The 23,012-nt window shown below is 50.1% G+C and carries 29 protein-coding genes; 23 read left to right on the forward strand and 6 right to left on the reverse strand.

What is annotated here, in order from left to right; translation table 11 throughout:
* Positions 1-33: 33 nt before the first annotated feature.
* On the reverse strand, positions 34-414 hold the full coding sequence (gene rplS, locus ACLO87_RS10545; protein ID WP_135863782.1) for a 50S ribosomal protein L19: 381 nt from the start codon (positions 412-414) through the stop codon (positions 34-36).
* Between the two features lie 287 nt (positions 415-701).
* On the opposite strand from rplS, the gene ACLO87_RS10550 reads away from it, so the two are divergent.
* Positions 702-980, forward strand: coding sequence for a biotin--protein ligase (locus tag ACLO87_RS10550; protein WP_430223638.1), 279 nt, complete (start codon positions 702-704; stop codon positions 978-980).
* Positions 977-1,756 carry a lipoate--protein ligase family protein gene (locus ACLO87_RS10555; protein WP_430223639.1) on the forward strand — a complete coding sequence of 260 codons (780 nt, stop codon included), beginning with the start codon at positions 977-979 and terminating at the stop codon, positions 1,754-1,756. Before ACLO87_RS10550 ends, ACLO87_RS10555 begins: the two co-directional genes overlap by 4 nt.
* Positions 1,757-1,760: 4 nt before the next feature.
* Here the strand turns inward: ACLO87_RS10555 and ACLO87_RS10560 are convergent, their stop codons facing one another.
* From ACLO87_RS10560 to ACLO87_RS10575, 4 genes are all read right to left on the reverse strand, one after another.
* On the reverse strand, positions 1,761-1,976 hold the full coding sequence (locus ACLO87_RS10560; protein ID WP_135863787.1) for a hypothetical protein: 216 nt from the start codon (positions 1,974-1,976) through the stop codon (positions 1,761-1,763).
* 133 nt (positions 1,977-2,109) lie between these two features.
* Entirely contained in the window at positions 2,110-2,751 is a 642-nt protein-coding gene (locus tag ACLO87_RS10565) for a peroxiredoxin (RefSeq protein ID WP_135863789.1), read from the reverse strand.
* Positions 2,752-2,952: 201 nt separating this feature from the next.
* Complete coding sequence (locus tag ACLO87_RS10570) at positions 2,953-3,882, reverse strand: electron transfer flavoprotein subunit alpha/FixB family protein (protein ID WP_430223640.1); 930 nt, start codon at positions 3,880-3,882, stop codon at positions 2,953-2,955.
* Between the two features lie 3 nt (positions 3,883-3,885).
* Positions 3,886-4,635, reverse strand: coding sequence for an electron transfer flavoprotein subunit beta/FixA family protein (locus ACLO87_RS10575; protein ID WP_135863793.1), 750 nt, complete (start codon positions 4,633-4,635; stop codon positions 3,886-3,888).
* A 232-nt stretch (positions 4,636-4,867) separates the two neighbouring features.
* Here ACLO87_RS10575 and mltB point away from each other — a divergent pair, with 232 nt between their 5' ends.
* Entirely contained in the window at positions 4,868-6,031 is a 1,164-nt protein-coding gene (gene mltB / locus ACLO87_RS10580) for a lytic murein transglycosylase B (protein WP_430223641.1), read from the forward strand.
* Between the two features lie 13 nt (positions 6,032-6,044).
* Here the strand turns inward: mltB and ACLO87_RS10585 are convergent, their stop codons facing one another.
* Complete coding sequence (locus ACLO87_RS10585) at positions 6,045-6,806, reverse strand: RNA polymerase sigma factor FliA (protein ID WP_135863797.1); 762 nt, start codon at positions 6,804-6,806, stop codon at positions 6,045-6,047.
* A gap of 240 nt (positions 6,807-7,046) precedes the next feature.
* Between ACLO87_RS10585 and ACLO87_RS10590 the strand changes: the two genes are divergently transcribed.
* From ACLO87_RS10590 to fliR, 20 genes are all read left to right on the forward strand, one after another.
* A complete protein-coding gene (locus tag ACLO87_RS10590) occupies positions 7,047-7,466 on the forward strand; it encodes a flagellar protein FlaG (RefSeq protein WP_135863799.1) in 420 nt (139 codons plus the stop codon).
* Positions 7,467-7,565: 99 nt separating this feature from the next.
* Positions 7,566-8,957 (forward strand): flagellar filament capping protein FliD, encoded by a 1,392-nt coding sequence (fliD, locus tag ACLO87_RS10595; RefSeq protein ID WP_430223642.1) that lies wholly within the window; start codon positions 7,566-7,568, stop codon positions 8,955-8,957.
* Positions 8,958-8,959: 2 nt separating this feature from the next.
* Complete coding sequence (gene fliS, locus ACLO87_RS10600; protein ID WP_135866986.1) at positions 8,960-9,379, forward strand: flagellar export chaperone FliS; 420 nt, start codon at positions 8,960-8,962, stop codon at positions 9,377-9,379.
* A gap of 49 nt (positions 9,380-9,428) precedes the next feature.
* Positions 9,429-9,767 carry a flagellar protein FliT gene (locus ACLO87_RS10605; RefSeq protein WP_430223643.1) on the forward strand — a complete coding sequence of 113 codons (339 nt, stop codon included), beginning with the start codon at positions 9,429-9,431 and terminating at the stop codon, positions 9,765-9,767.
* Positions 9,764-11,008 carry a flagellar hook-length control protein FliK gene (fliK, locus tag ACLO87_RS10610; protein ID WP_430223644.1) on the forward strand — a complete coding sequence of 415 codons (1,245 nt, stop codon included), beginning with the start codon at positions 9,764-9,766 and terminating at the stop codon, positions 11,006-11,008. Before ACLO87_RS10605 ends, fliK begins: the two co-directional genes overlap by 4 nt.
* A complete protein-coding gene (locus ACLO87_RS10615) occupies positions 11,005-11,322 on the forward strand; it encodes an EscU/YscU/HrcU family type III secretion system export apparatus switch protein (protein ID WP_135865351.1) in 318 nt (105 codons plus the stop codon). Before fliK ends, ACLO87_RS10615 begins: the two co-directional genes overlap by 4 nt.
* 120 nt (positions 11,323-11,442) lie before the next feature.
* The gene (gene fliE, locus ACLO87_RS10620) at positions 11,443-11,775 is read left to right on the forward strand and encodes a flagellar hook-basal body complex protein FliE (protein WP_135865350.1); all 333 of its coding nucleotides are present in this window, start codon (positions 11,443-11,445) and stop codon (positions 11,773-11,775) included.
* Between the two features lie 125 nt (positions 11,776-11,900).
* Positions 11,901-13,586: a flagellar basal-body MS-ring/collar protein FliF gene (fliF, locus tag ACLO87_RS10625; RefSeq protein WP_135865349.1), complete on the forward strand. Its 1,686-nt coding sequence runs from the start codon at positions 11,901-11,903 to the stop codon at positions 13,584-13,586.
* Positions 13,570-14,574 carry a flagellar motor switch protein FliG gene (fliG, locus tag ACLO87_RS10630; RefSeq protein WP_135865348.1) on the forward strand — a complete coding sequence of 335 codons (1,005 nt, stop codon included), beginning with the start codon at positions 13,570-13,572 and terminating at the stop codon, positions 14,572-14,574. Before fliF ends, fliG begins: the two co-directional genes overlap by 17 nt.
* Complete coding sequence (gene fliH / locus ACLO87_RS10635; protein WP_430223645.1) at positions 14,567-15,334, forward strand: flagellar assembly protein FliH; 768 nt, start codon at positions 14,567-14,569, stop codon at positions 15,332-15,334. The genes fliG and fliH overlap by 8 nt, the downstream gene beginning before the upstream one ends.
* On the forward strand, positions 15,331-16,779 hold the full coding sequence (gene fliI, locus ACLO87_RS10640) for a flagellar protein export ATPase FliI (protein ID WP_430223646.1): 1,449 nt from the start codon (positions 15,331-15,333) through the stop codon (positions 16,777-16,779). The genes fliH and fliI overlap by 4 nt, the downstream gene beginning before the upstream one ends.
* Positions 16,776-17,225 carry a flagellar export protein FliJ gene (gene fliJ, locus ACLO87_RS10645; RefSeq protein ID WP_430223647.1) on the forward strand — a complete coding sequence of 150 codons (450 nt, stop codon included), beginning with the start codon at positions 16,776-16,778 and terminating at the stop codon, positions 17,223-17,225. The genes fliI and fliJ overlap by 4 nt, the downstream gene beginning before the upstream one ends.
* A gap of 12 nt (positions 17,226-17,237) precedes the next feature.
* Positions 17,238-18,506, forward strand: a complete 1,269-nt coding sequence (locus tag ACLO87_RS10650; protein WP_430223648.1) for a flagellar hook-length control protein FliK — start codon at positions 17,238-17,240, stop codon at positions 18,504-18,506.
* A 157-nt stretch (positions 18,507-18,663) separates the two neighbouring features.
* A complete protein-coding gene (locus tag ACLO87_RS10655; RefSeq protein ID WP_430223649.1) occupies positions 18,664-19,263 on the forward strand; it encodes a flagellar basal body-associated FliL family protein in 600 nt (199 codons plus the stop codon).
* Positions 19,264-20,286 (forward strand): flagellar motor switch protein FliM, encoded by a 1,023-nt coding sequence (gene fliM, locus ACLO87_RS10660; RefSeq protein WP_430223650.1) that lies wholly within the window; start codon positions 19,264-19,266, stop codon positions 20,284-20,286.
* Complete coding sequence (fliN, locus tag ACLO87_RS10665; protein WP_430223651.1) at positions 20,267-20,812, forward strand: flagellar motor switch protein FliN; 546 nt, start codon at positions 20,267-20,269, stop codon at positions 20,810-20,812. Before fliM ends, fliN begins: the two co-directional genes overlap by 20 nt.
* A gap of 5 nt (positions 20,813-20,817) precedes the next feature.
* Positions 20,818-21,138, forward strand: a complete 321-nt coding sequence (locus ACLO87_RS10670; RefSeq protein WP_430223652.1) for a FliO/MopB family protein — start codon at positions 20,818-20,820, stop codon at positions 21,136-21,138.
* A complete protein-coding gene (gene fliP, locus ACLO87_RS10675; RefSeq protein ID WP_430223653.1) occupies positions 21,116-21,919 on the forward strand; it encodes a flagellar type III secretion system pore protein FliP in 804 nt (267 codons plus the stop codon). Before ACLO87_RS10670 ends, fliP begins: the two co-directional genes overlap by 23 nt.
* A gap of 10 nt (positions 21,920-21,929) precedes the next feature.
* Positions 21,930-22,199 (forward strand): flagellar biosynthesis protein FliQ, encoded by a 270-nt coding sequence (gene fliQ / locus ACLO87_RS10680; protein ID WP_135866321.1) that lies wholly within the window; start codon positions 21,930-21,932, stop codon positions 22,197-22,199.
* Positions 22,200-22,208: 9 nt separating this feature from the next.
* Positions 22,209-22,997 carry a flagellar biosynthetic protein FliR gene (gene fliR / locus ACLO87_RS10685; protein WP_135866319.1) on the forward strand — a complete coding sequence of 263 codons (789 nt, stop codon included), beginning with the start codon at positions 22,209-22,211 and terminating at the stop codon, positions 22,995-22,997.
* Positions 22,998-23,012: the final 15 nt, after the last annotated feature.

Below are 23,012 nucleotides of genomic sequence, written 5' to 3' on the forward strand. Positions count from 1 at the left end.
CCTAAGGTGCCCTTTCTGATGGTATTACAGCGCTTACGCTTGAGGAGCGTTTTTGCGTACCAATTTTTCTTTGATACGAGCAGCTTTACCGGAACGGCTACGCAAGTAGTACAGTTTCGCGCGACGCACAGCACCACGACGTTTAACTTCAATGCTTGCTACTTGTGGGGAGTACAACTGGAATGTACGCTCCACAGCTTCGCCGGAAGAGATTTTACGCACGATGAAAGAAGAGTTCAGGCCACGGTTACGGCGAGCAATAACTACACCTTCGTAAGCCTGTACACGTTTACGTGTACCTTCAACAACGTTTACGTTTACGACAACGGTATCGCCAGGAGCGAACTCAGGCAATGCTTGGCCGTTTGTCAGGCGTTGGATTTCTTCCTGTTCCAGGATTTCGATAAGATTCACAATAAGCTCCAAAGCATCTTGACTGGGTATTGTTTGCCATTTTCAAGTCTATTTTTAAGTTATATAGACCTAATTACCCATCAGAGGATGAACTCGGCATTTTAGCACCCATCTTGAAAAAAATCCTTATTTTCAAGGCCAAACGTAGCATATCTCCCTCAAACCCACAGAATTTCGCTAGCATACAACTTAGCGTAGAACGATGCTCTCAAGGGTTACTCGTTTTGCGTACGTCTGGTGATGCACTGTGCCAGTGCATACCGTATCGTTTACTCAGGAACATACACATGAAGCATGGTGAGTATAAAGTCCCCGGTGGAAAACTGGTGGTTATAGACTTTGAGGTTCACGATAATCAACTCGCTAACGTACAACTTAGCGGTGATTTCTTTCTGGAACCTCCCGAAGCACTGGATCACATCAACCATGCCTTAACAGGCTTAGCCGCTACCAGTGATGCCGCGAGCATTGAGGCTGCCGTTGCGCAATCGTTACCCGCTGATGCTCAACTATTCGGCTTTGACGCCGCGGCTGTTGCTGTTGTTGTAGGGAGAGCCCTAGCATGACCACACGTACTGACTGGAACAACTACCGCTGGCAGTTGATTCACGATTTGCCACAAGACCCTGCCCTACACATGGCGCTGGATGAAATCCTGACCGATGACGTAGGAACAGGCAAACGCCCCCCATTATTGCGTATTTGGGAATGGGCATCGTCTACGGTGATTATTGGGCGCTTTCAATCACTAAAAAACGAGGTAGACCCCGAAGGCGCAGCACGCCACAATATTTCTGTGGTGCGTCGTATTAGTGGCGGTGGCGCTATGTTTCTTGAGCCTGGTAATGGTATCACCTACTCTATTTGTGCCCCAGATGCGCTAGTACATGGCATGAGTTTTCAGGAATCCTACGCGCTAATGGATAGCTGGGTAGTGGAAACGTTAAAAACGCTAGGTATAGATGCGTGGTATCAGCCGTTAAATGACATCACCAGTAGCAAGGGCAAGATTGGAGGCGCGGCTCAGGCCAGACGCTCTAAAGCGGTGCTACACCACACCATGCTGGCGTACGACATTAACGCCGACAAGATGCTAGAAGTACTGCGCATAGGCAAAGAAAAACTATCTGATAAAGGCACTACCAGCGCTAAAAAACGTGTAGACCCTTTACGTAGCCAAACCGGGCTGGAGCGTGAAGCAATTATTAACTGCATGATAGAGCAGTTCAAAAAGCTAGCACCGCTGGAAGAGGTATCGCTGGATGCCGACACATTACACCGTGCCGAACAACTAGCCGACCAAAAATTCCGCACCCCTGACTGGACGACGTTAGTTCCCTAAACGCTTATAGGCCGCTATACGCACCCAGCCACATCAAACCTGGAATAGATACGCCCCACAAGGCAACCAAACAGATATCCAGTACTTTGGAATAACGCTGCGAACGCTTAGCGGTTACATAGCAGTTTTGCTCTGCAGTGAAAGAAGTCTCTAAAACAGCAGAACGCATATGGGATGACACGCTGTGACTCTGTTGTTCTCTATACGTAGTGAAAGACATAACGCACCTCAATTAACTGTTTACTTATACAGCACTGTATAGATTAACAGCAATTGAGGCAAGTATAAAAAAACCCTCTGTGGCGTATAACACCACAGAGGGCTGAACTGCGTAGCAAGCAAGCGTCTACGTATTACTTATTAGGCTGCGGGGTAATACGCAAGTAAGGGCGCACTTCCGTATAGCCTTTAGGAAACTTCTGTTTAATCACTTCTGGGTCTTTCAGTGACGGCACGATGATCACGTCTTGACCATCTTCCCAGTTCACTGGTGTTGCCACACTGTGATTGTCTGTCAGTTGCAAAGAATCGATCACACGCAGAATTTCGTTGAAATTACGGCCTGTGCTAGCAGGATATGTGATGATCAAACGTACTTTCTTGGCTGGATCAATAATGAACACTGAACGCACTGTCACGGTTGTGCTGGCGTTAGGGTGAATCATGTCGTACAGCTCGGAAACTTTACGATCTTCATCAGCCAGAATAGGGAAATTCACCGTGGTTTTCTGGGTTTCGTTAATGTCAGCAATCCACTCTTTGTGGGAATCGTTGCCATCCACCGATACAGCGATTACTTTGACACCACGCTTGGCGAATTCATCAGCCAATTTTGCGGTGTAACCTAGCTCTGTCGTGCAGACTGGTGTGAAGTCTGCTGGATGGGAAAACAATACGCCCCAGCTATCGCCAAGGAACTCATGGAAACGAATCTTGCCAGCGGAAGATTCCTGTTCAAAATCAGGGGCAATGTCACCCAAACGCAATGTAGCCATAAATCACTCCTTGGTCATTTTCATGAATCTATGAATAAGTCGCCCTACAGCGGCTTAGAATGAATATATTCTCCCAGCATTAAAAAGCACATACAAATAACTAGTAGAAATAACCTTATAGTGGCATTGTTTGCAGCAAAAACAAAAAAGCCCCACATAACTCGTGGGGCTTTTTCTACTGCATAAAATGGAAATGCACGATTACAGTGCTGACTCCAACTCAGGCAGTACGGTGAACAAATCTGCCACCAGACCGTAGTCTGCCACACCGAAAATCGGTGCTTCTGCATCTTTGTTAACCGCAACGATGACTTTGGAATCTTTCATACCGGCCAAGTGCTGAATCGCACCAGACACTCCAAATGCCACGTACAGTTGTGGAGCAACGATCTTGCCAGTTTGGCCCACCTGCCAGTCGTTAGGAGCGTAACCCGCATCGACTGCCGCACGAGATGCACCAATAGCAGCACCCAGTTTGTCAGCCAAAGGCTCTAGCAGTTTGAAGTTGTCAGCACTACCCATACCGCGACCACCAGTCACCACGATGGATGCTGCTGTCAGTTCAGGTCTGTCGTTCTTCGCTACTTCACGACCCACAAATTGGGATTTACCAGAGTTAGCGGCAACGCTTACGCTTTCAACGGCGGCGGAACCACCCTCGGCTGCTTGAGGATCAAATGCGGTAGTACGCACAGTGATCACTTTTTTAGCATCCAAGGACTGCACAGTGGCAATCGCGTTACCTGCATAGATTGGACGTTTGAACGTGTCAGCGGATTCTACCGCAATGATGTCGGAAACCTGTGCCACATCCAGTTTAGCTGCTACGCGAGGTGCAACGTTTTTACCGGAAGACGTCGCTGGGAACAGAATGTGGCTGTAATCACCAGCCACTGCCAGCACTTGTGCGGCCACGTTTTCAGCCAGGCCATCAGCCAAGCTAGCATCGTCAGCCAACAGTACTTTGCTTACGCCAGCTACCTTCGCTGCGCTATCAGCAGCAGCTTTAGCATTGTGGCCAGCGACCAAAACGTGAATATCGCCACCAATCTTAGCTGCGGCTGCAACCGTATTCAGAGTCGCAACGTTCAAGCTCTCGTTGTTGTGTTCTGCAATTACAAGAATAGCCATGACTTAGATCACCTTTGCTTCGTTTTTCAGTTTCTCAACCAAGGCAGCTACATCTGCCACGATCACCCCTGCAGAACGTGCAGGTGGCTCGCTGACTTGCAGTGTCTTCAAGCGCGGGCTTACATCAACCCCAACTTCTTCGGGTTTGATGGTTTCCAAAGGCTTTTTCTTCGCTTTCATGATGTTTGGCAGCGTGACATAACGCGGCTCATTCAAGCGCAAATCGGTAGTGATAACCGCTGGCAAATTCAGTTTCAGAGTTTCCAGACCGCCATCAACTTCACGCGTTACTTGCACGGAATCAGCAGCCAACTCTACTTTGCTTGCAAAGGTAGCTTGTGGCCAATCCAACAAAGCAGCCAGCATCTGGCCAGTTTGGTTAGCGTCGTCATCAATAGCTTGTTTGCCCAGAATCACCAGCTGTGGCTGCTCTTTGTCCACTACTGCTTTCAACAGTTTGGATACGGCCAAAGGCTGCAGTTCAGCATCGGTTTCAACCAAGATTGCGCGATCGGCACCAATAGCCATCGCTGTACGCAAGGTTTCTTGGCAAGCTGTCACACCGCATGACACTGCAATCACTTCACTGACCACGCCCTGCTCTTTCAGACGCACAGCCTCTTCAACAGCAATCTCGTCAAAGGGGTTCATCGACATTTTGACGTTAGCGATATCTACATCGCTTTGATCAGATTTCACGCGTACTTTTACATTGTAATCAACGACGCGCTTCACGGGTACCAAGACTTTCATCCGGTTATCTCCAAAACACTTTTAAACAAATTTCAATGGCACTCATAGTTTGAGTGATTGCAAATCACCATACCCAACCTATCACTATACCTAAATCTGCAGCGCTTATACTGCAAAATTATCACAATGACTGCAGTTTTACTCACAATGTCAGTACCGAACTTTTACGGTTTCAGCATATACAGTAGTCACGCAAAACCAGTAACATAGTGGGTCTTGAAGGAACGCCATCATGCCTATCGCCGTGACTATTCTACGAAGCTGCCTATTACTTACCCTACTAACGGGCTGTGCCTCACCGCACTCAACACCTACTACGGATACTGCTGTAGTGCCCTCTAGCGTCAGCGCCCCCGCATCACCCGCTAACACGGTGAACTCGGATCACCGCGAGCTAGTTATTTATGAAGACTTGAATGCAGGTAGTTCCAGTGCCGCCAGACGCCAGCCTCCTGTACGCGCCGATGGCACATTACAGCCCTGGGCGTTGGAATGGGCGCAAGCCTTAGAAGCACAACGTCAAATTCCTGTCGCTTTGACTACATCACTACTGCAACAGGCTAAATACAATGCCACCGCAGCAAAACTGATGGCTCCTAGCAAAGGTCGCATCAAAAAAAGCTGGGTAACCTACCGCAACCGCTTTGTAGAACCCATTCGCATACGCGAGGGGGTCACATTCTGGCGTAACCATGCTGAAACTCTGGCTAAAGCTGAACAGCAGTATGGTGTGCCTGCTTCTATATTAGTAGCCATCATTGGCGTCGAAACCTTGTATGGTAAATACACAGGCGACTTCAATGTACTAGAGGTGCTCAGTACCTTAGGCTTTAGTTACCCCGACGATAGCCGTCCAGAACGTGGTGAACTCTTTCGCAACCAACTGGCTGATCTGATTTACCTACACCAAGCCGGCATCTTGGATGCCAGCGCGGTTGAGGGATCTTTTGCTGGCGCCATGGGTTTGCCACAATTTATGCCCGGCAGTTTGCTGCGTTACGCCAAAGACGGTGATAACAACGGCAACATTAATCTGCATGATTCTATTGCCGATGTCAGTGCCTCTATTGCTAACTTCTTGCTAGAACATGGCTGGGTAGTCGGCCAACCTGCCTTTTTAGATGTACCACTACCAGCACAACCAGGTAGCTTGGTCACAGGCGGACTAGAAGCCACGTTGAACTGGAACACGCTATATCCTAGCCAGCCTGTGCCCGGCGCATTGGCATCTGTACCGTTGGGTATTGTGAATTTGGTGGATGAGCCTCGCGGAACCGTTGAGTACCGCGTTGCCACCCCTAGCTTCTTTTCCATTACCCACTACAACCGTAGCTACTTTTATGCAGCGTCTGTAGTAGAACTGGCTAATGCGCTAGAAGTGGCCATGAAAAAATAGTAATGCGACCGCATTACAGCAATGCGGAGTACTCCACACTACCTGGTGAGTACTCCCATTGCTCTCGCGACAGCGCCGCACGAATACGGGCAATAGCCTGACTGCGTAATTGCGAAACCCTACCCTCGGTGACTTCCATCACCATCGCTATTTCTTTTTGATTCAGATCTTGCTCAAACTGCAACGACAGCAGTAGCTTTTCTCGTTCTGGCAACTGATCAATAGCTGATATCAACGCACCACGTAACGCTTGGGACTCTAGCTGCAGCAGCGGATTTTCCAAAGGTGAAGACGGCTTTGCGCCCCCGGAGAGGAACTCCAAGGCGTCGCCTGTACCCTCTTCTCGTCTTGCCAAGTCTTCATAATGCAGCACTTGCACACCGCTGGCTTCTTCTAGCAGTTGGTAATACTGATCTATGGTGAGATCTAGCTGCTCAGCGATTTCAGACTCTAATGGTTCGCGCATTAATTGCTGGCGCAACGCAGTGACTGCATTGTCAATTTGGCGCGCTTTAGTGCGTACACTACGAGGCAGCCAGTCTTGACTGCGTAGCTCATCAACCATGGCTCCGCGTATACGGGTCACGGCATAGGTTTCAAACTGCGCCTCTACCATCACCTGATAACGCCTAACGGCATCCAACAAGCCAATCATACCGGCTTGGATAAGATCATCCAGTTCAACGCTGGACGGCAGACGCGACACGAGCAGAAGCGCCTGTCGTCTTACGAGCGGCGCGTACTTCTCGATCAAAGCGTTTTCTGAAGCGGTCATGTGTGATAGATCCGGAAATGCTTACACATAATTTAGCTATTCTCAGGCCTACACCACATTTGAGGTCTATGAATCAAACGCTGATTTTCACGCCTATTCGCATCATTAGCTCTGCTATTGCCCTTTAAAGGCTACTAAAGATTCTTCTTTACGATCCGTTAAGCCTTATAGATTCCTTATACCCTTACTGGCAGCCTTCATGCTTGCCCTGTGCTAACCGTCCCGGATCGGAGACATCGCATGATCAACCCTACAGGACACTCCTTATCGCTTTCTTCCACGGCGTTAACTTCCGCCCAGCAAAATCTGGAATCGGATGCCGTTACTGAGGTTGATGCGGCGATAACCGTGACTGAATCAGCGGCCACAGAGAAGTCCACCGCCGATAAGCATCCCACTCCTTTTGGCAAACATACAGCTTATGAGTCTGAGTGGGAAAAAAGCACGTTAGATAAAGCGCTAGAAACGCTGAATCAAGATATGCAGGCATGGTCTACGGGCTTGCGCTTTGACATAGACCCTGACACACAACGCATCGTGCTCTCTATCGTGGACAACGACAGTGGCGAAGTGATTCGCACGGTCCCCTCTGAGGCCGTCATGGCAGTCGCCAAAATGATTGCTCAATTCCAAGGTAAAGGCATCAGCACTAAGGCATAAATGGTAGCGAAACCATTGATCTAAGGAACTTTAGGCACGCTAACAGTCGCTTTGTAAGCAGACTGACTCAGGCACAATACAGAACAAGGAGCTCGATTCATGGCAATTTCATCCGTTGGTGTAGGCTCAGGCCTACCTGTAGACAAAATTCTGGCTGACCTGCGCAAGGTAGAAAACATGTCGCTGGCGCTTATTCAAGACCGCAAATCAGCGGCTGAAGCGCGTTTGTCTGGCTACAGCCAACTCAAAAGCTCGCTAGATGCGCTACAGGGCATAGGCAAGAAGCTGGCTGACCCCGCTGTGTTCAGTGCTTACAAAGCCACTAGCTCCAACGAGGCCATACAAGTCACCGCCAATAACAAATCTATTGCGGGCTCCTATGATGTAGAAGTTAAACACCTTGCCACGGCACAACGTCTGACTAAAACCGAAGATCGCACTAAAGTTCTGAGCGATCAAGAAGGTGGGAAAATCAGCGTCACCATGGAAAACGGTGATACGCACGAAGTAGATCTTGATGGTTTCGAAAATACCATGGAAGGCATGGTTCAAGCCATTAATAGCGATCCAAAACTAGGCATACGTGCCACCCTAATTAACGATGACGGCGGTAAGTCTCACCTTGTTATCAGCTCCAGCAAAACAGGTACAGCGAACTCTGTTAGCAAAATCGAAGTCAAAGACAACGATCAACTAAACGATTTTCTAGGCTTTGACGCTAACAACACTAACTCCTTCACTGTTCGAGCTGCCCAAAATGCTGAACTCAGTATTGATGGCATTACGATTACTAGCCAAAGCAACACTGTTGAAAACGCGATTGAAGGCGTTACGCTTACACTAAACCAAACCACCTCTGCCAGCGAAAACGGTAAACCTTCCAGAGTAGCCGTTACGCGTGATGACGCCGCCACCAGCAAGCTGATCCAAGAGTTTGTGACGGCCTACAACAATCTGAACAGCACCATCGCTGCACAGACCAAATTCGACATAGACAAACAGCAAGGTAGCGCCCTTACCGGCGAAGCTCTGCCACGTCGAATGCAAGCAGATATGCGCGAAGCCATCAGCCACAACTTAAGCAATGGTGACGTACGCAACCTGTCTCAGCTAGGCATCAAGATCAACCCCAGCACTGGCGTGATGGAGCTAGATCAGAAAAAACTAGACGAAGCAATTAAAGAAAACTACAGCGATGTAGCTAAGCTTTTCACTGGTGAAAAAGCTATAGGTCAGCGCTTAGTAGACAACACCGAAACCTACCTGAAGAAAAAAGATGGCTTATTGGCGCTGACTAGCGACAGCATTACCAAAAACATCAAAGATATTGATAAGCAAATGCTTGCTGCTGAAACTCGCATTGAAACCACCATGGAAGCTTACAGAAAGCAATTCTCGAGCTTAGACAAAATGATGAGTGATATGGGTGGTATCAGCAACTACCTAAGCCAACAACTTTCCATGCTTGGCAACATGAGCGACAAAAAATAGTTATGACTTACGCCCCCACTAGACGCGGCTACGGCCAACGATCGGTACAGACCTATGCCAACATAGGCCTAGAAACAGAAGTTCTTAGCGCCTCCCCGGAACGCCTGATCACTTTATTGTTTCAGGGGGCACGAGCCGCCATACTTCAAGCCAAACTGCATTTTGAGAAAAACAATATAGCCGAGCGTGGCAAGGCTATATCTAAAGCTATTGATATCGTTGACAGCGGCTTAAAAGCAGCTGTCAACACCGACAAGGGCGGTGAGGTTGCGCAAAACCTGATCACTGCCTACGACATCGTTCTGCACAACTTGCTACGCGCAAACATGGATGCAGACCGCACAAAACTAGATATCGCCGACAAACTTCTAGAAGAACTTGGTCAGGCTTGGGTTACCGCCGTTGACCCACAACGCGCCTAAAGAGGCTACCCCTCTTTTGACTGGCATCTCTACACCGAGCACCACCATCATGAGCACAAACAACCCCACCCTCCTGCAACAGTACGAGACTATTGCAAACATCACCAGCAGCATGCTGCAACAAGCACAGCTTAATGCTTGGGATGAGGTGTTTACACTCAGCGAACGCTACATTGAAGCGGTAGATTGTTTACGCACCATGGATACGTTAAATAGCAGCGACCGCGAAGCCAGACGCGAACTGCTTTCACGCATACTGGAAGATGACGCCCAGATTCGCCACCTTGCCACACCCGAGTTGAAACGCTTGGACAAGCTACTGGGCAACATGAGACGCCAACAGAATATTCTGCAAACGTACTACCCCAATACCGCTAGTCATCTATGAGCATAGGTGGTCACTCCCCTCTAGGCACTCTACTTATACAGCGTCTAGATGCGGCACTGGGTAATACCCTTGGCCAACAAAGCAACATCAGTTCGGGTGCCAGACCGGATGCCGTAAGCCAACCACAGCACCCCGAGCGCAATCAGCGCAGTGAAAACACCACCTCGCGCCATCCACAGCAAAGCGTGGAACAGGCTACCCGCCATGCACAGCAGGGCAAACAACAGCAGCTTGGGCAAGATGTAGGTCTAAATAGACAAGCAGCCATAGAATCGCTGCTGCGACAAACCAGTACCTCGGCAACCAAGTCTGCCCCCACCACGCTAGGTAAGGCGGCGCAAACCATTTTGCAAATCATTGATCGTTATCCAGAGATCAAGCAAGGGCTACAAGGTAGGCAACCACTGGCGAACAATGGCGACCTACGCACACTACTACAGACAGCGTTAGCGCAAGCACGCTCACACACGCTAGGCTCACCGCAAGCTCAGCAACCAACGCCCTCATCGCCAGTTGCAGAACAATCAACCTCTACTGCGCAACTCATGCGTCCAGCGGTAGTCTCTACAAGCCTGTTGCAACAGCTGGACACCACGGCATTAGCACAAAACCTCATGAAAGGCCTACAGCAAACCGTACAGCACAGTGGCATGTTCTATGAAGCGCAGCTTGCTCGTTTTGCCTTCGGCCAAGGGTCGCTGCAAACCTTAACGCAGCAGCCACAAAATCAGCAGACAAACAATACCGCACCGAACTCATCGCAAGGTACGCAGCATGCCAAGCCCGAGAGCAGCGCTACCCCTACCGCCCACACCACTGCTGCACTCTCTGCCACAGATGGCAGCGACTCCCCGCATTCGTTGCTCATACGACAGCAACTTGAAGTACTCGCTAATCAACAATTTCAATGGCGCGGTGAAGCTTGGCAAAATGTGCCACTGGACTGGCTCATTCAACGCAAGCAACAGCACGAAGGCTCCGCCAATCACAAACGCACCGTCAGTAGCCAACAATGGGATAGCCATTTACGCATGCAGCTCCCCTTACTAGGCACTGTAGAAGTGGCGCTGACCTTAGTAGATAAACAGCTATCCCTACGCATCACCGCTCCTGATGGCCATGACTCCTTGAATGCGCATTTACCTGCCCTACAAGATAGGCTTTCTGCATTAGGCTTCAATTTGCACACACTAAGCCTGCAAGATACCCCCTTATCGCCACCAGACTCTGACGCATCATGACGGATAAAATTTTCTCGCCACCGTTACGCCCTAGCGCTGTCGCATTGCGCTACGATGCACACGACCCCGCCCCCAAGGTTGTTGCAAAGGGCTACGGCAACATTGCTGAAACTATTATCCAAACAGCTGAAGCCAACGGACTACATATACATGAGTCGCGTGAACTGGTGAGTTTGCTGATGCAAGTTGATCTGGATGCCCATATTCCTCCCCAGCTTTATCAAGTTGTGGCTGAACTACTGGCATGGGTATACAGCATTGAAAATCTAGATACTCAGCCCCTCACCTCATCTGAAAAAAACCATAAGGCTTGAAAAGCCCACTTTTTTGGCGGTAGATACACCGCTTGCCTTAGTGCGTACACAGGTACAGTAGGCTGTGTAATCGACTCATTATGACAATGGGTTCCGTGCACCACTTTGGACGAGTTTTAAATGTCTACCTCCATGCTTTCCAGCCTAGAGTCTGTCTTGGCAAAAATGCAGGCCCTTAGCGACGTTGCAGGCAATCGCCCTGCCAGCGCCCGTCAGGCCAGCTCTACCGAATCCGGTTTTGCAGCCGAACTGTCACGTTCTCTGCAACGCCTGTCAGCCATGCAAACTCAAGCTCAAGATCAAGCCAAAGCGTTTGAGGCCGGTGTACCAGGCATTGCTCTAAACGACGTAATGATTGATATGCAAACCGCTAGCGTTGCTTTCCAAACTACTGTTCAAGTGCGTAACCGCTTAGTAGCGGCTTACCAAGAGATCGCCAGCATGCCGGTATAAGCCCAGGCTTTTAGCTTTGCATTTATTAAAGTCACTCTCGTTTTCATGTTTTTACATGGCCGTATCCACTACTCCCGCACAGTCCTGTCGCGACATCGCGATGCATTAAGATGAGGTAATCTGTCGTGAATCAGGCAGTGCAGATTTTTTCGCGCGTTCCCGGTTTTTCTAAAATCATGGCCCTTCCCCGACCTCTGCAGTTGGGTATTGCTGCTGCCGTGATTGCTCTGGTTGCTGTCGCAGCCATGTGGGCCCGCAAACCCGACTACAGTGTGTTGTTTTCCAACTTAGATGATCGCGATGGCGGTGCCATTGTGAACGCACTGACGCAACTCAATATCCCTTACCAGTTCTCGGATAATGGCACAGCCATTCTGGTGCCTCAGGCGCAAGTGCCTGAAGCCCGCATGCAACTGGCAAGCCAAGGTTTACCCAAAGCAGGAAACGTTGGTTTTGAATTGCTGGATCAATCTCGTTTTGGTGCCAGTCAATTTACCGAGCAAGTGACGTACCAACGCGCACTTGAGGGCGAACTCGCTAACTCCATTCAAGCACTGCACGCTGTACAGGAAGCGCGTGTGCATTTGGCAATTCCTCGTGAAACGCTGTTTGTGCGTGATCGCCAAGAGCCCACTGCCTCGGTACTGTTAAGCCTGTACCCCGGCCGTAGTTTGGGCGAAGATCAAGTATCTGCTATTACATGGTTGGTATCGTCTAGCGTACCAAACCTAAACGCTCAGAACGTGTCCGTGGTAGACCAGAACGGTAGATTGCTGACTATGCCTGCCGGCGAAGGCGGCATGAATAGCCAACAGCAGAATCTGGTTAACGATATTGAGCACCGTTCTGTACAACGTATTTTGACGCTGTTAAATCCCATTCTTGGTCCGGGCAATGTACGCGCCCAAGTCAGTGCCGACATGGATTTTGCCAAGCGTGAAGAAACATCGGAAATTTACCGACCCAACCAACGCCCTGGTGAAGCCGCTGTACGCAGTGAGCAAAGCAGCACATCCATCAACAACAATAGCCTGCCTGCCGAAGGTGTACCGGGCGCACTCAGCAATCAACCCCCAGTTGATCCTGTCGCCCCGATTATTACGCCTGAAGCCCCAGCCGATGCCAATACAACGGCCACCGCTACTCAGCAAGACCCTCAACAAAACAGCTTGCGTAACCTGAACGAGCAAGCCAGGGAAGTCTCCGCTACTGGTAATGCCCGTCGTGATGTCACTACCAACTACGAAGTAGACCGCACGATCAGCCACATCAAAGGCCCTAATGGCCAGTTGAAACGTTTGTCCGTGGCTGTAGTGGTGAACTACCGCTTAGACCAAGGCGAATTAGTCGCTTTGGACGAAAACGAATTGGAAAACATTCGTGAGCTCGTTAAGCAAGCGGTGGGCTTTTCCGTAGACCGAGGCGACAGCATCAGCGTAGTAAACAGCCGTTTCAGTGATGTACCCGATACCTCCGTTCCTTTCTGGAAAAACAACGACTATCTAGAGCTAGGCATGTCCCTCATTAAATATCTGTTGTTAGCGGTACTGTTCTTCGTGTTTTGGCGCATTGTGGTCAACCCAATCATCCAAGGGTTTATCCAAGCCTCTGCGCAAGCAGATGCCCGTCGTGCTGAACAAGAGCAAGACTTGGAGCGCCAGCAATTAGCCCAAGACCGAGCTACTGAGATCAATCGTTATGAAGACAACCTGAGCACCGCACGTTCTATGGCTGAGCAAGACCCACGAGCCGTAGCCATGGTATTGCGCAGTTGGATGAGCAAAGAAAATAAAGATGAAAAGCGCGGATAATAAACTGAGAGAAAGTGCCATCCTCATGATGGCCATAGGCGAAGATGCCGCCGCAGAAGTGTTCAAGTTCTTGAACCCAAAAGAGGTTCAAGAGCTGGGTTCAGCCATGGCTAGCCTGAAGCAACTGACTCGTGCCGACATGGACGCTATTTTGGAAGAGTTCAGACAGGAAGCCGATCAGTTCATGGCCGTCACACTGGACTCCAACGAGTACATTCGTTCGGTACTCAATAAAGCGTTAGGTACAGATAGAGCCGCAGGCTTGATCGAAGATATTCTGGAAGCTGGTGACGGCGTTAGTAGCGGGATAGATGCACTGAACTGGCTAGATGCACACAGTGTTGCCGAACTAATTAGCGACGAACACCCCCAGATCATTGCCACCATTTTGGTGCACTTGGAGCGTGATCGCGCCGCCGACATTCTGACAGAACTGCCTGAGCGTTTGCGTGATGACGTCATTCTACGTGTCGCTACCTTTGGTGGTGTACAGCCTAATGCCTTGCACGAGTTAACCGAAGTGCTAAACGGCATGCTGTCTGGTCAAGGCGCCAAACGCAGCAAAATGGGTGGTACTCGTACTGCAGCAGAGATTCTGAACTACTTGAGCGCCAGCGACGAAGAGTCTGTGATCAAGAGTTTGCGTGGTATTGATAATGACCTGACCGACCGTATCGTGGAAGAAATGTTTGTCTTCGATAACTTGGCAGACATTGAAGATACGGCCATCCAGCTCATCCTCAAAGAAACAGAAACTGCATCCCTGACCATTGCGCTAAAAGGCGCAACGGACGAGCTGCGCGACAAATTCTTCAAGAACATGTCCAACCGTGCCGCCGATATGCTGCGCGAAGATCTGGATGCGCAAGGCCCTGTACGTATGTCCAAGGTGGAGCAAGAGCAAAAAGCCATTGTGGAAGTGGCCCGTCGTTTGGCCGAAAGCGGTCAAATTACCTTGGGTGGCTTAGGAAGCGACGAGTATGTCTGATCACGCCCCCTCCTCCCCTTACGGTCATTGGCAACGCTGGGAAATGCAGGCGTTTGAACTGCCAGAAGTGGCAGGCAAACAGCGTAAACGCGATGACACGGCCAAACCTGCCATGCCGGATGTGGCACAACTCATGGCCGAAATTGAACAGTTGCGCCAAGCTGCTGTTCAACGCGGCCATGCCGAAGGCTACCAAGAAGGTTATGCAAAAGGCCACGAACAAGGGGTTGCTGAGGGGTTAGTAGAGGGCAAACGCAAAGGTCACGAAGAAGGCCTAGCCCAAGGTAAAGAGCAAGGCTTTGCTGAAGGCCAACATCTGGCGCAGCAACAAGCTGAGCAATTAAGCACACTATTAAGTGGCACCCAAAACCATCTAGAAAACCTGTATGGTGAAATGGGCGAAGCGCTACTTAATACTGCTGTGCGCATCGCCAGTCATGTGGTTCAACAAACTCTGGCATCACAACCAGAACAGCTCCTGCACCTTATACGTACGCTGTTAGAGTCCAACATGGATGACCAAAGCGGCATCACACTCTATGTGAGCCCAAGTGATCACACCTTGGTACACGATTACCTGCAACGACAAGAGCACTTGCCTTCCTGGCGCGTAGTGGAAGATGACAGCATCAGCGCTGGCGGTTGCCGTGTACGCACAGCGCTAGGCGATATAGATGCCACATTAGAAACGCGCTGGCACAGAGCAATACACACTCTCAATCTTGCAGCACCTGAAGCGAGCGCACTGGAACTATCATGAGCACGCTGCCAGCCCCCCTTCCTTCTCGCTGGCAAGCTCAACTGCAAAATGCAGTCTTGCGCGTAGAGTCTACCGATCCACTGTTGTATAGCGGCCGTGTGGTACGCGCGACCGGATTGGTTATTGAAGCAACGGGGCTGCGCTTACCTGTAGGATCGGCATGTCGTATTGAGCTGTCTTCAGCCCAAGGATTATGGGCCGATGCTGAAGTAGTTGGGTTTGAAAACGGCAAACTGTTTTTGATGCCTCAAGGCGATACCGCCGGGCTAACACCCGGTGCTCGCGTGCTGCCTTTAGAGGCTAGCTATGATGCTCCCATTTCCCTACCCAAAGATGGGCAAGCCACGCCTCCACCACCACCCGCCATCACCCACCATCTACCGGTGGGCGATCATTTATTAGGGCGCGTGCTGGACGCGTCCGGTAGAGCATTAGATGGTTTCTCAGAACCGTCTACCGCTAAAACTGCGAGCCTGCACAGCGAGCTCATTAACCCCTTAGCGAGAGCCCCCATTGATACGGTGCTAGACGTGGGCGTCAAAGCCATCAACGCCTTACTGACCGTAGGCAGAGGCCAACGCATGGGGCTTTTTGCTGGCTCAGGGGTAGGTAAAAGTGTGCTGTTAGGCATGATGGCCCGCTATACCCAAGCCGATATTATTGTGGTGGGTTTGATTGGTGAGCGTGGTAGAGAAGTTAAAGAGTTTATCGAGCACAACTTAGGGCCTGAAGGCCTGAAGCGTGCCGCAGTCGTGGCTGCACCAGCAGATGTTTCCCCCTTGTTGCGTTTACAGGGTGCGGTGTACGCCACACGTATTGCAGAGCACTTCCGTGATCAAGGTAAACACGTTTTGCTGATCATGGATTCCCTGACCCGTTACGCCATGGCACAGCGGGAAATTGCCTTGGCCGTCGGCGAGCCACCGGCCACCAAAGGCTATCCACCATCCGTTTTCGCCAAGCTACCCGCACTGGTAGAACGCGCCGGTAATGGTGCGGTAAACCAACAAGGTAAAGCTGGCTCTATCACTGCCTTCTACACCGTTCTGACTGAAGGCGATGACCAACAAGACCCTATTGCCGACTCAGCTCGTGCCATTTTAGACGGCCACATTGTGCTGTCCAGAAGCCTAGCCGAAACCGGCCACTATCCTGCTATAGATATTGAAGCCTCCATTTCACGCGTAATGTCGGCCGTGGTGCCTCCTGAACAAATACAGTGCGTGCACCGTTTCAAAGGGCTGATTTCTCGCTATCAACGCAATCATGACCTGATTGCAGTAGGTGCTTACACCAAAGGTAATGACCCAGCCATTGATGAAGCCATAGATCGCTTCCCTTGGTTGGAGAGTTTTCTTAAACAGGACGTCAATGAGCAAGTGGATTACAACGACTCCGTTGCGCTGCTACGTACTGTCCTGAACTCTGGGAGCAATAGCCTATGAAACCGCAGCACTCTCTAGCGATGTTGATTGAGCTTGGCGAACATCGTCGTGACGAAATCGCTCAACGCTTGGCAGCCCTGAATCAAAGCCATAATGCCGCGCAACAGCAGCTCACTATGCTGCATGAGTACCGACAAGACTATGCCCAGCGTTTGCTAGAGGCAGGCCAAAATGGCGTTGCCATGTCGAACTACATGAATTTTCAGCGCTTCATCGGCACTTTGGATGAAGCCATTCAGCAGCAAAATACTATATTGGGTCAGTTGTCAGAAAAAATCAGCAAAGAGCAAGCACTGTGGCTAGAAGAAAAGAAACGCCTACATGCTTATGAAACTTTGCATGCCCGTCGTCAGGCCGAATGGCAGCGCACACAAGCGCGCCAAGAACAACGCCTAAACGATGAGTTTTCAGCAGCTTTATTCCAGCGTTTACACCCTACCAATTAGTCCGAGGCAGTTATGACTACACAGGCTCTTACTCTGGTTACTTCCGTTCCAGCCAGTGCGCCCTCCACTTCCGCTGCACAATCCAGCACCGAAACAGAGAGTTTTGCTTCGGTATTGGCCTCGCAGAGCGACGTGGCTGACGGCAGCGAAGCGGCAACGGATTCCGTACTAGCCACACCCGGTCAGCTACCTTCTAACAAACAAAAAAATGACTCATCGTCTGAGCCATCATCACAGTCCGATGACGACACTGACTCCGCCTTAAATCTAATTGCTACTACGCTATTCATTGCAGCAGAGTCTGCCAGCATACAACAAGGCTTACGTCAGCAACCTGTAGCCACTGAAGGCGCAGAGCACAACACATCTGAGCCTCGCAATCTGCTTACAGAAAAACTGCTACAAGGTACGGAAGCACGTCTACAAACAACGGCTCAAGCAACAGAAAAACGGGTTGCTGATATACGTATCCCTCAACAGGCAACAGCCATTGCAGCTACGCTACCTGCTGCTCGCAGTGCTGATACATCGACTGAAACTGATGCTGCAACCATGACTGAAGTGGTCAAACCTGCCACAAGCAAAACAGACACTACCGCGACATTGCTCAGTACTGCACAAACTAACAACAAGAATCCAAGCAATACTGACAACATCAAGGCGGTGTTAACCACCGTGCCAGCTGCTGCAACTACACAGCCTGTTGCGCATGTTGACACTGCAGCTCAAACAGCAGATATTCCTGCGGTCACCACAGCCATCACCAGTGCAGCATCGTCTATTACCACCGCTGCGGCACCTAGCACATCACCTGTATTGCAAGCCAGTTTGAATCAACCGTTAGACTCCACCACCTGGGGGCAAGAATTCAGCAAAACCATGCTGAGCTTCTCTAGACAAGGAGTACAACACGCCGAATTGCGACTGGACCCACCTGAGCTTGGCCCACTGCGTATTAGCTTAAAACTCAGCGACAACGTTGCCCATGCCTACATTGTGTCAGCACATGCCAATGTACGTCAGGCAGTTGAACAAGCCCTGCCTCAGTTGCAACAAGCCTTGGCACAAAACGGATTGTCTCTGGGTCAGGCGGATGTCAGTGACCAACCCTCTGATCAAGCGTTTCTCTCTCAACAACAAGGTGACGGCTCAGATTCCAACGCTGCATCGTCCAGTAGCTTTGATGATCTCTTACACGGACGATCCTCTGCCAATACCGAGACCATTGCTCCACCTGTTAGACGAGCCATACCGGATGCCTTGATTGACACTTTTGCGTAAGGCATCCCTGATTCAACGTCTTTATTTAGCACACCATAAAGAGTGGATTAAGACGGCAATACCTGCCTTATTCCACTGCATTTGAATTGACCGCCTGGGGCACAATGTCCTAGGGCTTTTTTTGCTGCGACACAGAATTTCGCGCGACATTGTTACTATGGCTACTTCTACTACAGTTCGCTCCAAAAACGCATCCTCATCTGCGACTACTCCCGTTGAGCGACCACGTCGTCGCCCAGCGCGTTCCGGGTTTTCTCGCTTTCTAAAGAATTTGCTTATCGTCTTGCTGATTATTGCAGCCAGCGTAGGGGCAACGTTGTACTACTCGTGGCAACAAGGAGGCATTACTTTTTTTGCCGCACCTAACGCCAACGCTACCGAGCAAGCAACAGAAGATGAAGAAAAGCCTGCAGCCAAACCAGCGGCTCCTGCTGTTGCGCCCAAACCAATTTTCACCTCGCTTGAGCCTTTCACTGTCACGCTAAATGACGGTCAGCGCTCGCGTATTCTTTACACCGCCTTGACGCTACGTGTAGAAGACGAAGAGACCCGTTTGTTGTTAGGTGAATTTATGCCAGTGGTTCGCGATCGCGTACTCAAAACCCTATCAGCTCAGAATCCTTTCCATGTGCAAACACCGCAAGGCAGAGAAGAGCTGGTGAATGCACTCACGATGGTTTTGAATGCACCTTACGAGCCTAGTTCTGTAAAACCGCGCATCGCCAACGTTTTATTCACCGCTTTTGTGGTCCAGTAAATGTCGTACCAAAGCTTTTTATCACAAGACGAAGTCGATGCCCTGCTGGCGGGTGTCACCGGTGAAGGTGCCGAGAACACCAGCAAAGAACAGCCATCCAGCGGTGTAAGACCTTATGACTTAGCCTCACCCGAGCGAGTCATCCGGCATCGCATGCAAACGCTTGAGCTGATTAACGAACGTTTTGCACGTCGTTTGCGCAGCACTATGCTCAGCTTTATGCGCCGTAATGCGGACATTACTGTTGGTACCATCAAAGTACAAAAATACAGTGACTTTGAGCGTAACTTGCCGGTGCCCAGTAACCTGAACATGGTGAACCTGAAGCCGTTGCGTGGTATTTCGCTATTCACCTTTGACCCCAGCTTGGTGTTCCTGATCATTGACAGCTTATTCGGCGGTCACGGTCGTTACAGCACTCGCGTAGAAGGTAGAGATTTCACAGTTACCGAGCAACGCATTATTCAACGTTTGCTCACGCACACACTGGAAAACTATTGTGAAGCTTGGGAAAACGTCTACAAGCTTGAGTACGAATATGTGCGTTCAGAAATGCACACCAAGTTCGCCAGCATTAGCTCAGGCAACGACTTGGTGGTCGTGACATCGTTCAACATCGAGTTTGGTGCACAAGGTGGCAATCTGAATATTTGCCTGCCTTACTCCATGATTGAACCGGTACGTGATTTATTGACACGCCCTCTGCAAGACACTAGCAGCAGCGCGATTGATCAGCGTTGGACCCAACAACTGACTCGTCAAGTACGTAGCGCCGATGTGGAACTGGTCGCGGATTTCCAGAAAATCCACACTTCTATTTCCTCGTTGATGCAGCTGCAAGTGGGCGATGTACTCCCTATTGATATTCCCGAACGCATCTTTGCACACGTTGATGGCGTACCCATCATGGAATGCCAATATGGCACCTCCAATGGGCATATGGCACTGCGCGTGCAAAAAGTTCTGACCTATACAGAACCTGATTTCCGAAAAGTGAACTTACATGACAGAACCTCAGAATAACAACCCCACACAGCCTGTTTCTTCTGACGACAACACCGAGCTAGACTGGGATGCTGCCATGGCTGAACAACTGGCTGGTCAGAATGACGATAAATCCTCATCTACCCAAGCGGCCGGTCTGGAAAATCTGAATGACGATTGGGCTTCCGCATTAGCGGAGCAAACTGCTGCTGCCCCTACTTCGCTAGAGCCAGAAAGCGGTGCACCTAAATCTAACGCGATTTTCCCGCCACTGAGCAGTGCTGCCGGTAGCAGCCACAGTGATATAGACATGATCATGGATATCCCAGTTCAATTGTCTGTAGAGCTGGGCCGCACCCGCTTGACCATCAAAAACATCCTACAACTGGGGCAAGGTTCCGTTGTAGAGCTAGATGGCCTAGCCGGTGAGCCTATGGATATTTTCGTGAATGGCTACTTAATAGCCCAAGGCGAAGTCGTGGTGGTGGATGAAAAATACGGTATTCGCGTAACCGATATCATTACCCCTTCCGACCGTATCCAACGCCTGAATACGCGTAGATAAGCACCATGAACGAAGCCGACCTACTACGAATCAGCGCAAGCCTGATTGCAGTCATTCTACTGATCGTAGTAGGCGGGTGGCTGGCCAAACGCACCAAGCTCTTACGCCCTACTGGTAAAAAACCCTTGATTACCATACTAGACAAACAGGGTGTAGGGCCACGTATGCATGTGCTACTGCTAGAAAGTGAAGGCCAAAAACTATTGTTGGGTGTCACACCTCAGCAGATCAATTTGTTGCACTGTTTTGAATCCTCCGCTGCGACACCAGAGAGTTTTCAACACCATCTGCAACAACACCAACATGAGCAGAATCCAACCTCTTAATCAGCTGGCTGATCGCCTGCCCCTACGCCGTTTTTGGCTACTGTCGGGCTGTGCTTTGATCGCTATGCTGCTGTATCTGTATCCGCTGGATGTCTGGGCACAAGCCAGCCTACCCGCCTTTACCACTACCCCCACTGACGACGGTGGGCAACGCTGGTCATTAAGCCTAGAAACCTTGGCTTTACTGACCATGATGTCATTCTTGCCAGCCATCCTGTTATTGATGACAGGCTTCACACGTATTGTGATTGTGCTGGGCTTGCTGCGTAACGCCATGGGTACGGGTAGCGCCCCACCTAATATGGTGTTAATTGGCCTGGCGCTGTTTCTGACCTTCTTTACGATGGGGCCAGTGTTCGAGCAAATACACGAGCAGGCCTATGCGCCGCTATCCCGCGCCGAGATTTCCTTTCCGGAAGCCTTAGAACGCGGTAGCCAGCCTCTGAAAACCTTCATGCTGCACCAAACACGTGAAACCGACCTGAAACTGTTTAGCGAAATGGCCGGGGTCAGTAATCTGGAATCCCCTACAGATGTGCCGTTGCGTGTCTTAGCGCCAGCATTTATCACCAGTGAACTGAAAACCGCTTTTCAAATAGGCTTCACTATTTTCATCCCCTTTCTCATCATAGACTTGGTGATTGCCAGTGTCTTGATGTCGCTAGGGATGATGATGGTGCCGCCAGTCACCATCTCGCTACCGTTTAAGCTCATGCTTTTTGTGCTAGCAGACGGTTGGAACTTGCTGCTGGGCTCTCTAGCACGTAGCTTCTATATTTGAGGTAAAGAGCATGACTCCTGAAACCGTCATGACCATGACCTACATGGCGCTGAAAATAGCACTGACCATCGCAGGCCCTCTGTTGTTAGTCACGCTAACCGTAGGTTTGGCCATCAGTATTTTCCAAGCCGCTACACAGATCAATGAAATGACACTGTCATTCATTCCTAAGCTACTAGCGGTAGGCATTACCATTGTGCTGCTAGGTCCTTGGCTAATCAGTACCTTAGTGGACTACATACAAAGCCTGTTTTCCTCTATACCAGGCTTGGTGCAGTAGCGCTTCTACATGATCCAGTTCACTACTGAACAAGCTTACCTTTGGCTCAATAGCTTCATATGGCCTTTCTTTAGGCTATTAGGGCTAGTTGCCACAGCACCGCTGTTTAGTGAATCGTCTGTGCCCAAAAAAGTAAAAATAGGCTTAGCCGCACTCATGGCGATAGTCATTGCGCCCAGCTTACCGACTATGCCAACACTGCCTACAGGCTCCTACCCCGCTTTGCTGCTAGGCATACAGCAAATCTTAATAGGCGTAGCATTAGGCTTAATCATGCGTATTGTGTTTGCTGCTGTGCAAACCGCTGGTGAGTTCATCGGCCTGCAAATGGGCTTGTCCTTTGCCTCATTTTTTGACCCCGCCACAGGCTCCAATACCGCAGTACTATCGCGCTTTCTAAACCTAGTCGCCATGCTGGTTTTTTTAGCCCTAAACGGCCACCTGATTATGCTGCAAGTACTGTTTAGAACCTTTGAGATCTTGCCCATACAACCAGGCAGTCTGAACAGTAACGGATGGGGGGTGCTTTTAGAGTGGAGTGCCCAACTCATGATCAGCGGGCTACTACTCGCCCTACCTCTGATTATCGTGTTGCTGACGATTAACTTAGCATTTGGGATTTTGAACCGTACAGCACAGCAACTTACTGTATTTGCTGTGGGCTTCCCCATTAGCTTGTTAGTAGGATTATCGTTGTTAACCGTGGTAGTCCCACAGATCACACCATTCTTAATGCGCTTTTTTGACTCTGGTTACAGCGCCATGCTGCGTATGGCCAGAGGCTTGGCCGGTTTATAAGCCTCTAGCCATTCA

Source organism: Paenalcaligenes sp. Me52 (assembly GCF_050487965.1).
GTDB lineage: Bacteria > Pseudomonadota > Gammaproteobacteria > Burkholderiales > Burkholderiaceae_B > Paenalcaligenes.

Bases quoted from the DNA above. Each gene is read 5' to 3' on its own strand.
- fliH (WP_430223645.1), top strand. From the start codon at position 14,567: ATGTCTGATCACGCCCCCTCCTCCCCTTACGGTCATTGGCAACGCTGG.
- ACLO87_RS10565 (WP_135863789.1), bottom strand. From the start codon at position 2,751: ATGGCTACATTGCGTTTGGGTGACATTGCCCCTGATTTTGAACAGGAA.
- ACLO87_RS10560 (WP_135863787.1), bottom strand. From the start codon at position 1,976: ATGTCTTTCACTACGTATAGAGAACAACAGAGTCACAGCGTGTCATCC.
- ACLO87_RS10650 (WP_430223648.1), top strand. From the start codon at position 17,238: ATGACTACACAGGCTCTTACTCTGGTTACTTCCGTTCCAGCCAGTGCG.
- fliK (WP_430223644.1), top strand. From the start codon at position 9,764: ATGAGCATAGGTGGTCACTCCCCTCTAGGCACTCTACTTATACAGCGT.
- ACLO87_RS10555 (WP_430223639.1), top strand. From the start codon at position 977: ATGACCACACGTACTGACTGGAACAACTACCGCTGGCAGTTGATTCAC.
- ACLO87_RS10575 (WP_135863793.1), bottom strand. From the start codon at position 4,635: ATGAAAGTCTTGGTACCCGTGAAGCGCGTCGTTGATTACAATGTAAAA.
- fliG (WP_135865348.1), top strand. From the start codon at position 13,570: ATGAAAAGCGCGGATAATAAACTGAGAGAAAGTGCCATCCTCATGATG.
- ACLO87_RS10615 (WP_135865351.1), top strand. From the start codon at position 11,005: ATGACGGATAAAATTTTCTCGCCACCGTTACGCCCTAGCGCTGTCGCA.
- fliD (WP_430223642.1), top strand. From the start codon at position 7,566: ATGGCAATTTCATCCGTTGGTGTAGGCTCAGGCCTACCTGTAGACAAA.
- ACLO87_RS10585 (WP_135863797.1), bottom strand. From the start codon at position 6,806: ATGACCGCTTCAGAAAACGCTTTGATCGAGAAGTACGCGCCGCTCGTA.
- ACLO87_RS10655 (WP_430223649.1), top strand. From the start codon at position 18,664: ATGGCTACTTCTACTACAGTTCGCTCCAAAAACGCATCCTCATCTGCG.
- fliQ (WP_135866321.1), top strand. From the start codon at position 21,930: ATGACTCCTGAAACCGTCATGACCATGACCTACATGGCGCTGAAAATA.
- mltB (WP_430223641.1), top strand. From the start codon at position 4,868: ATGCCTATCGCCGTGACTATTCTACGAAGCTGCCTATTACTTACCCTA.
- ACLO87_RS10605 (WP_430223643.1), top strand. From the start codon at position 9,429: ATGAGCACAAACAACCCCACCCTCCTGCAACAGTACGAGACTATTGCA.
- ACLO87_RS10590 (WP_135863799.1), top strand. From the start codon at position 7,047: ATGATCAACCCTACAGGACACTCCTTATCGCTTTCTTCCACGGCGTTA.
- fliJ (WP_430223647.1), top strand. From the start codon at position 16,776: ATGAAACCGCAGCACTCTCTAGCGATGTTGATTGAGCTTGGCGAACAT.
- ACLO87_RS10550 (WP_430223638.1), top strand. From the start codon at position 702: ATGAAGCATGGTGAGTATAAAGTCCCCGGTGGAAAACTGGTGGTTATA.
- fliI (WP_430223646.1), top strand. From the start codon at position 15,331: ATGAGCACGCTGCCAGCCCCCCTTCCTTCTCGCTGGCAAGCTCAACTG.
- fliM (WP_430223650.1), top strand. From the start codon at position 19,264: ATGTCGTACCAAAGCTTTTTATCACAAGACGAAGTCGATGCCCTGCTG.
- fliR (WP_135866319.1), top strand. From the start codon at position 22,209: ATGATCCAGTTCACTACTGAACAAGCTTACCTTTGGCTCAATAGCTTC.
- ACLO87_RS10670 (WP_430223652.1), top strand. From the start codon at position 20,818: ATGAACGAAGCCGACCTACTACGAATCAGCGCAAGCCTGATTGCAGTC.
- fliS (WP_135866986.1), top strand. From the start codon at position 8,960: ATGACTTACGCCCCCACTAGACGCGGCTACGGCCAACGATCGGTACAG.
- fliE (WP_135865350.1), top strand. From the start codon at position 11,443: ATGTCTACCTCCATGCTTTCCAGCCTAGAGTCTGTCTTGGCAAAAATG.
- ACLO87_RS10570 (WP_430223640.1), bottom strand. From the start codon at position 3,882: ATGGCTATTCTTGTAATTGCAGAACACAACAACGAGAGCTTGAACGTT.
- fliN (WP_430223651.1), top strand. From the start codon at position 20,267: ATGACAGAACCTCAGAATAACAACCCCACACAGCCTGTTTCTTCTGAC.
- fliP (WP_430223653.1), top strand. From the start codon at position 21,116: ATGAGCAGAATCCAACCTCTTAATCAGCTGGCTGATCGCCTGCCCCTA.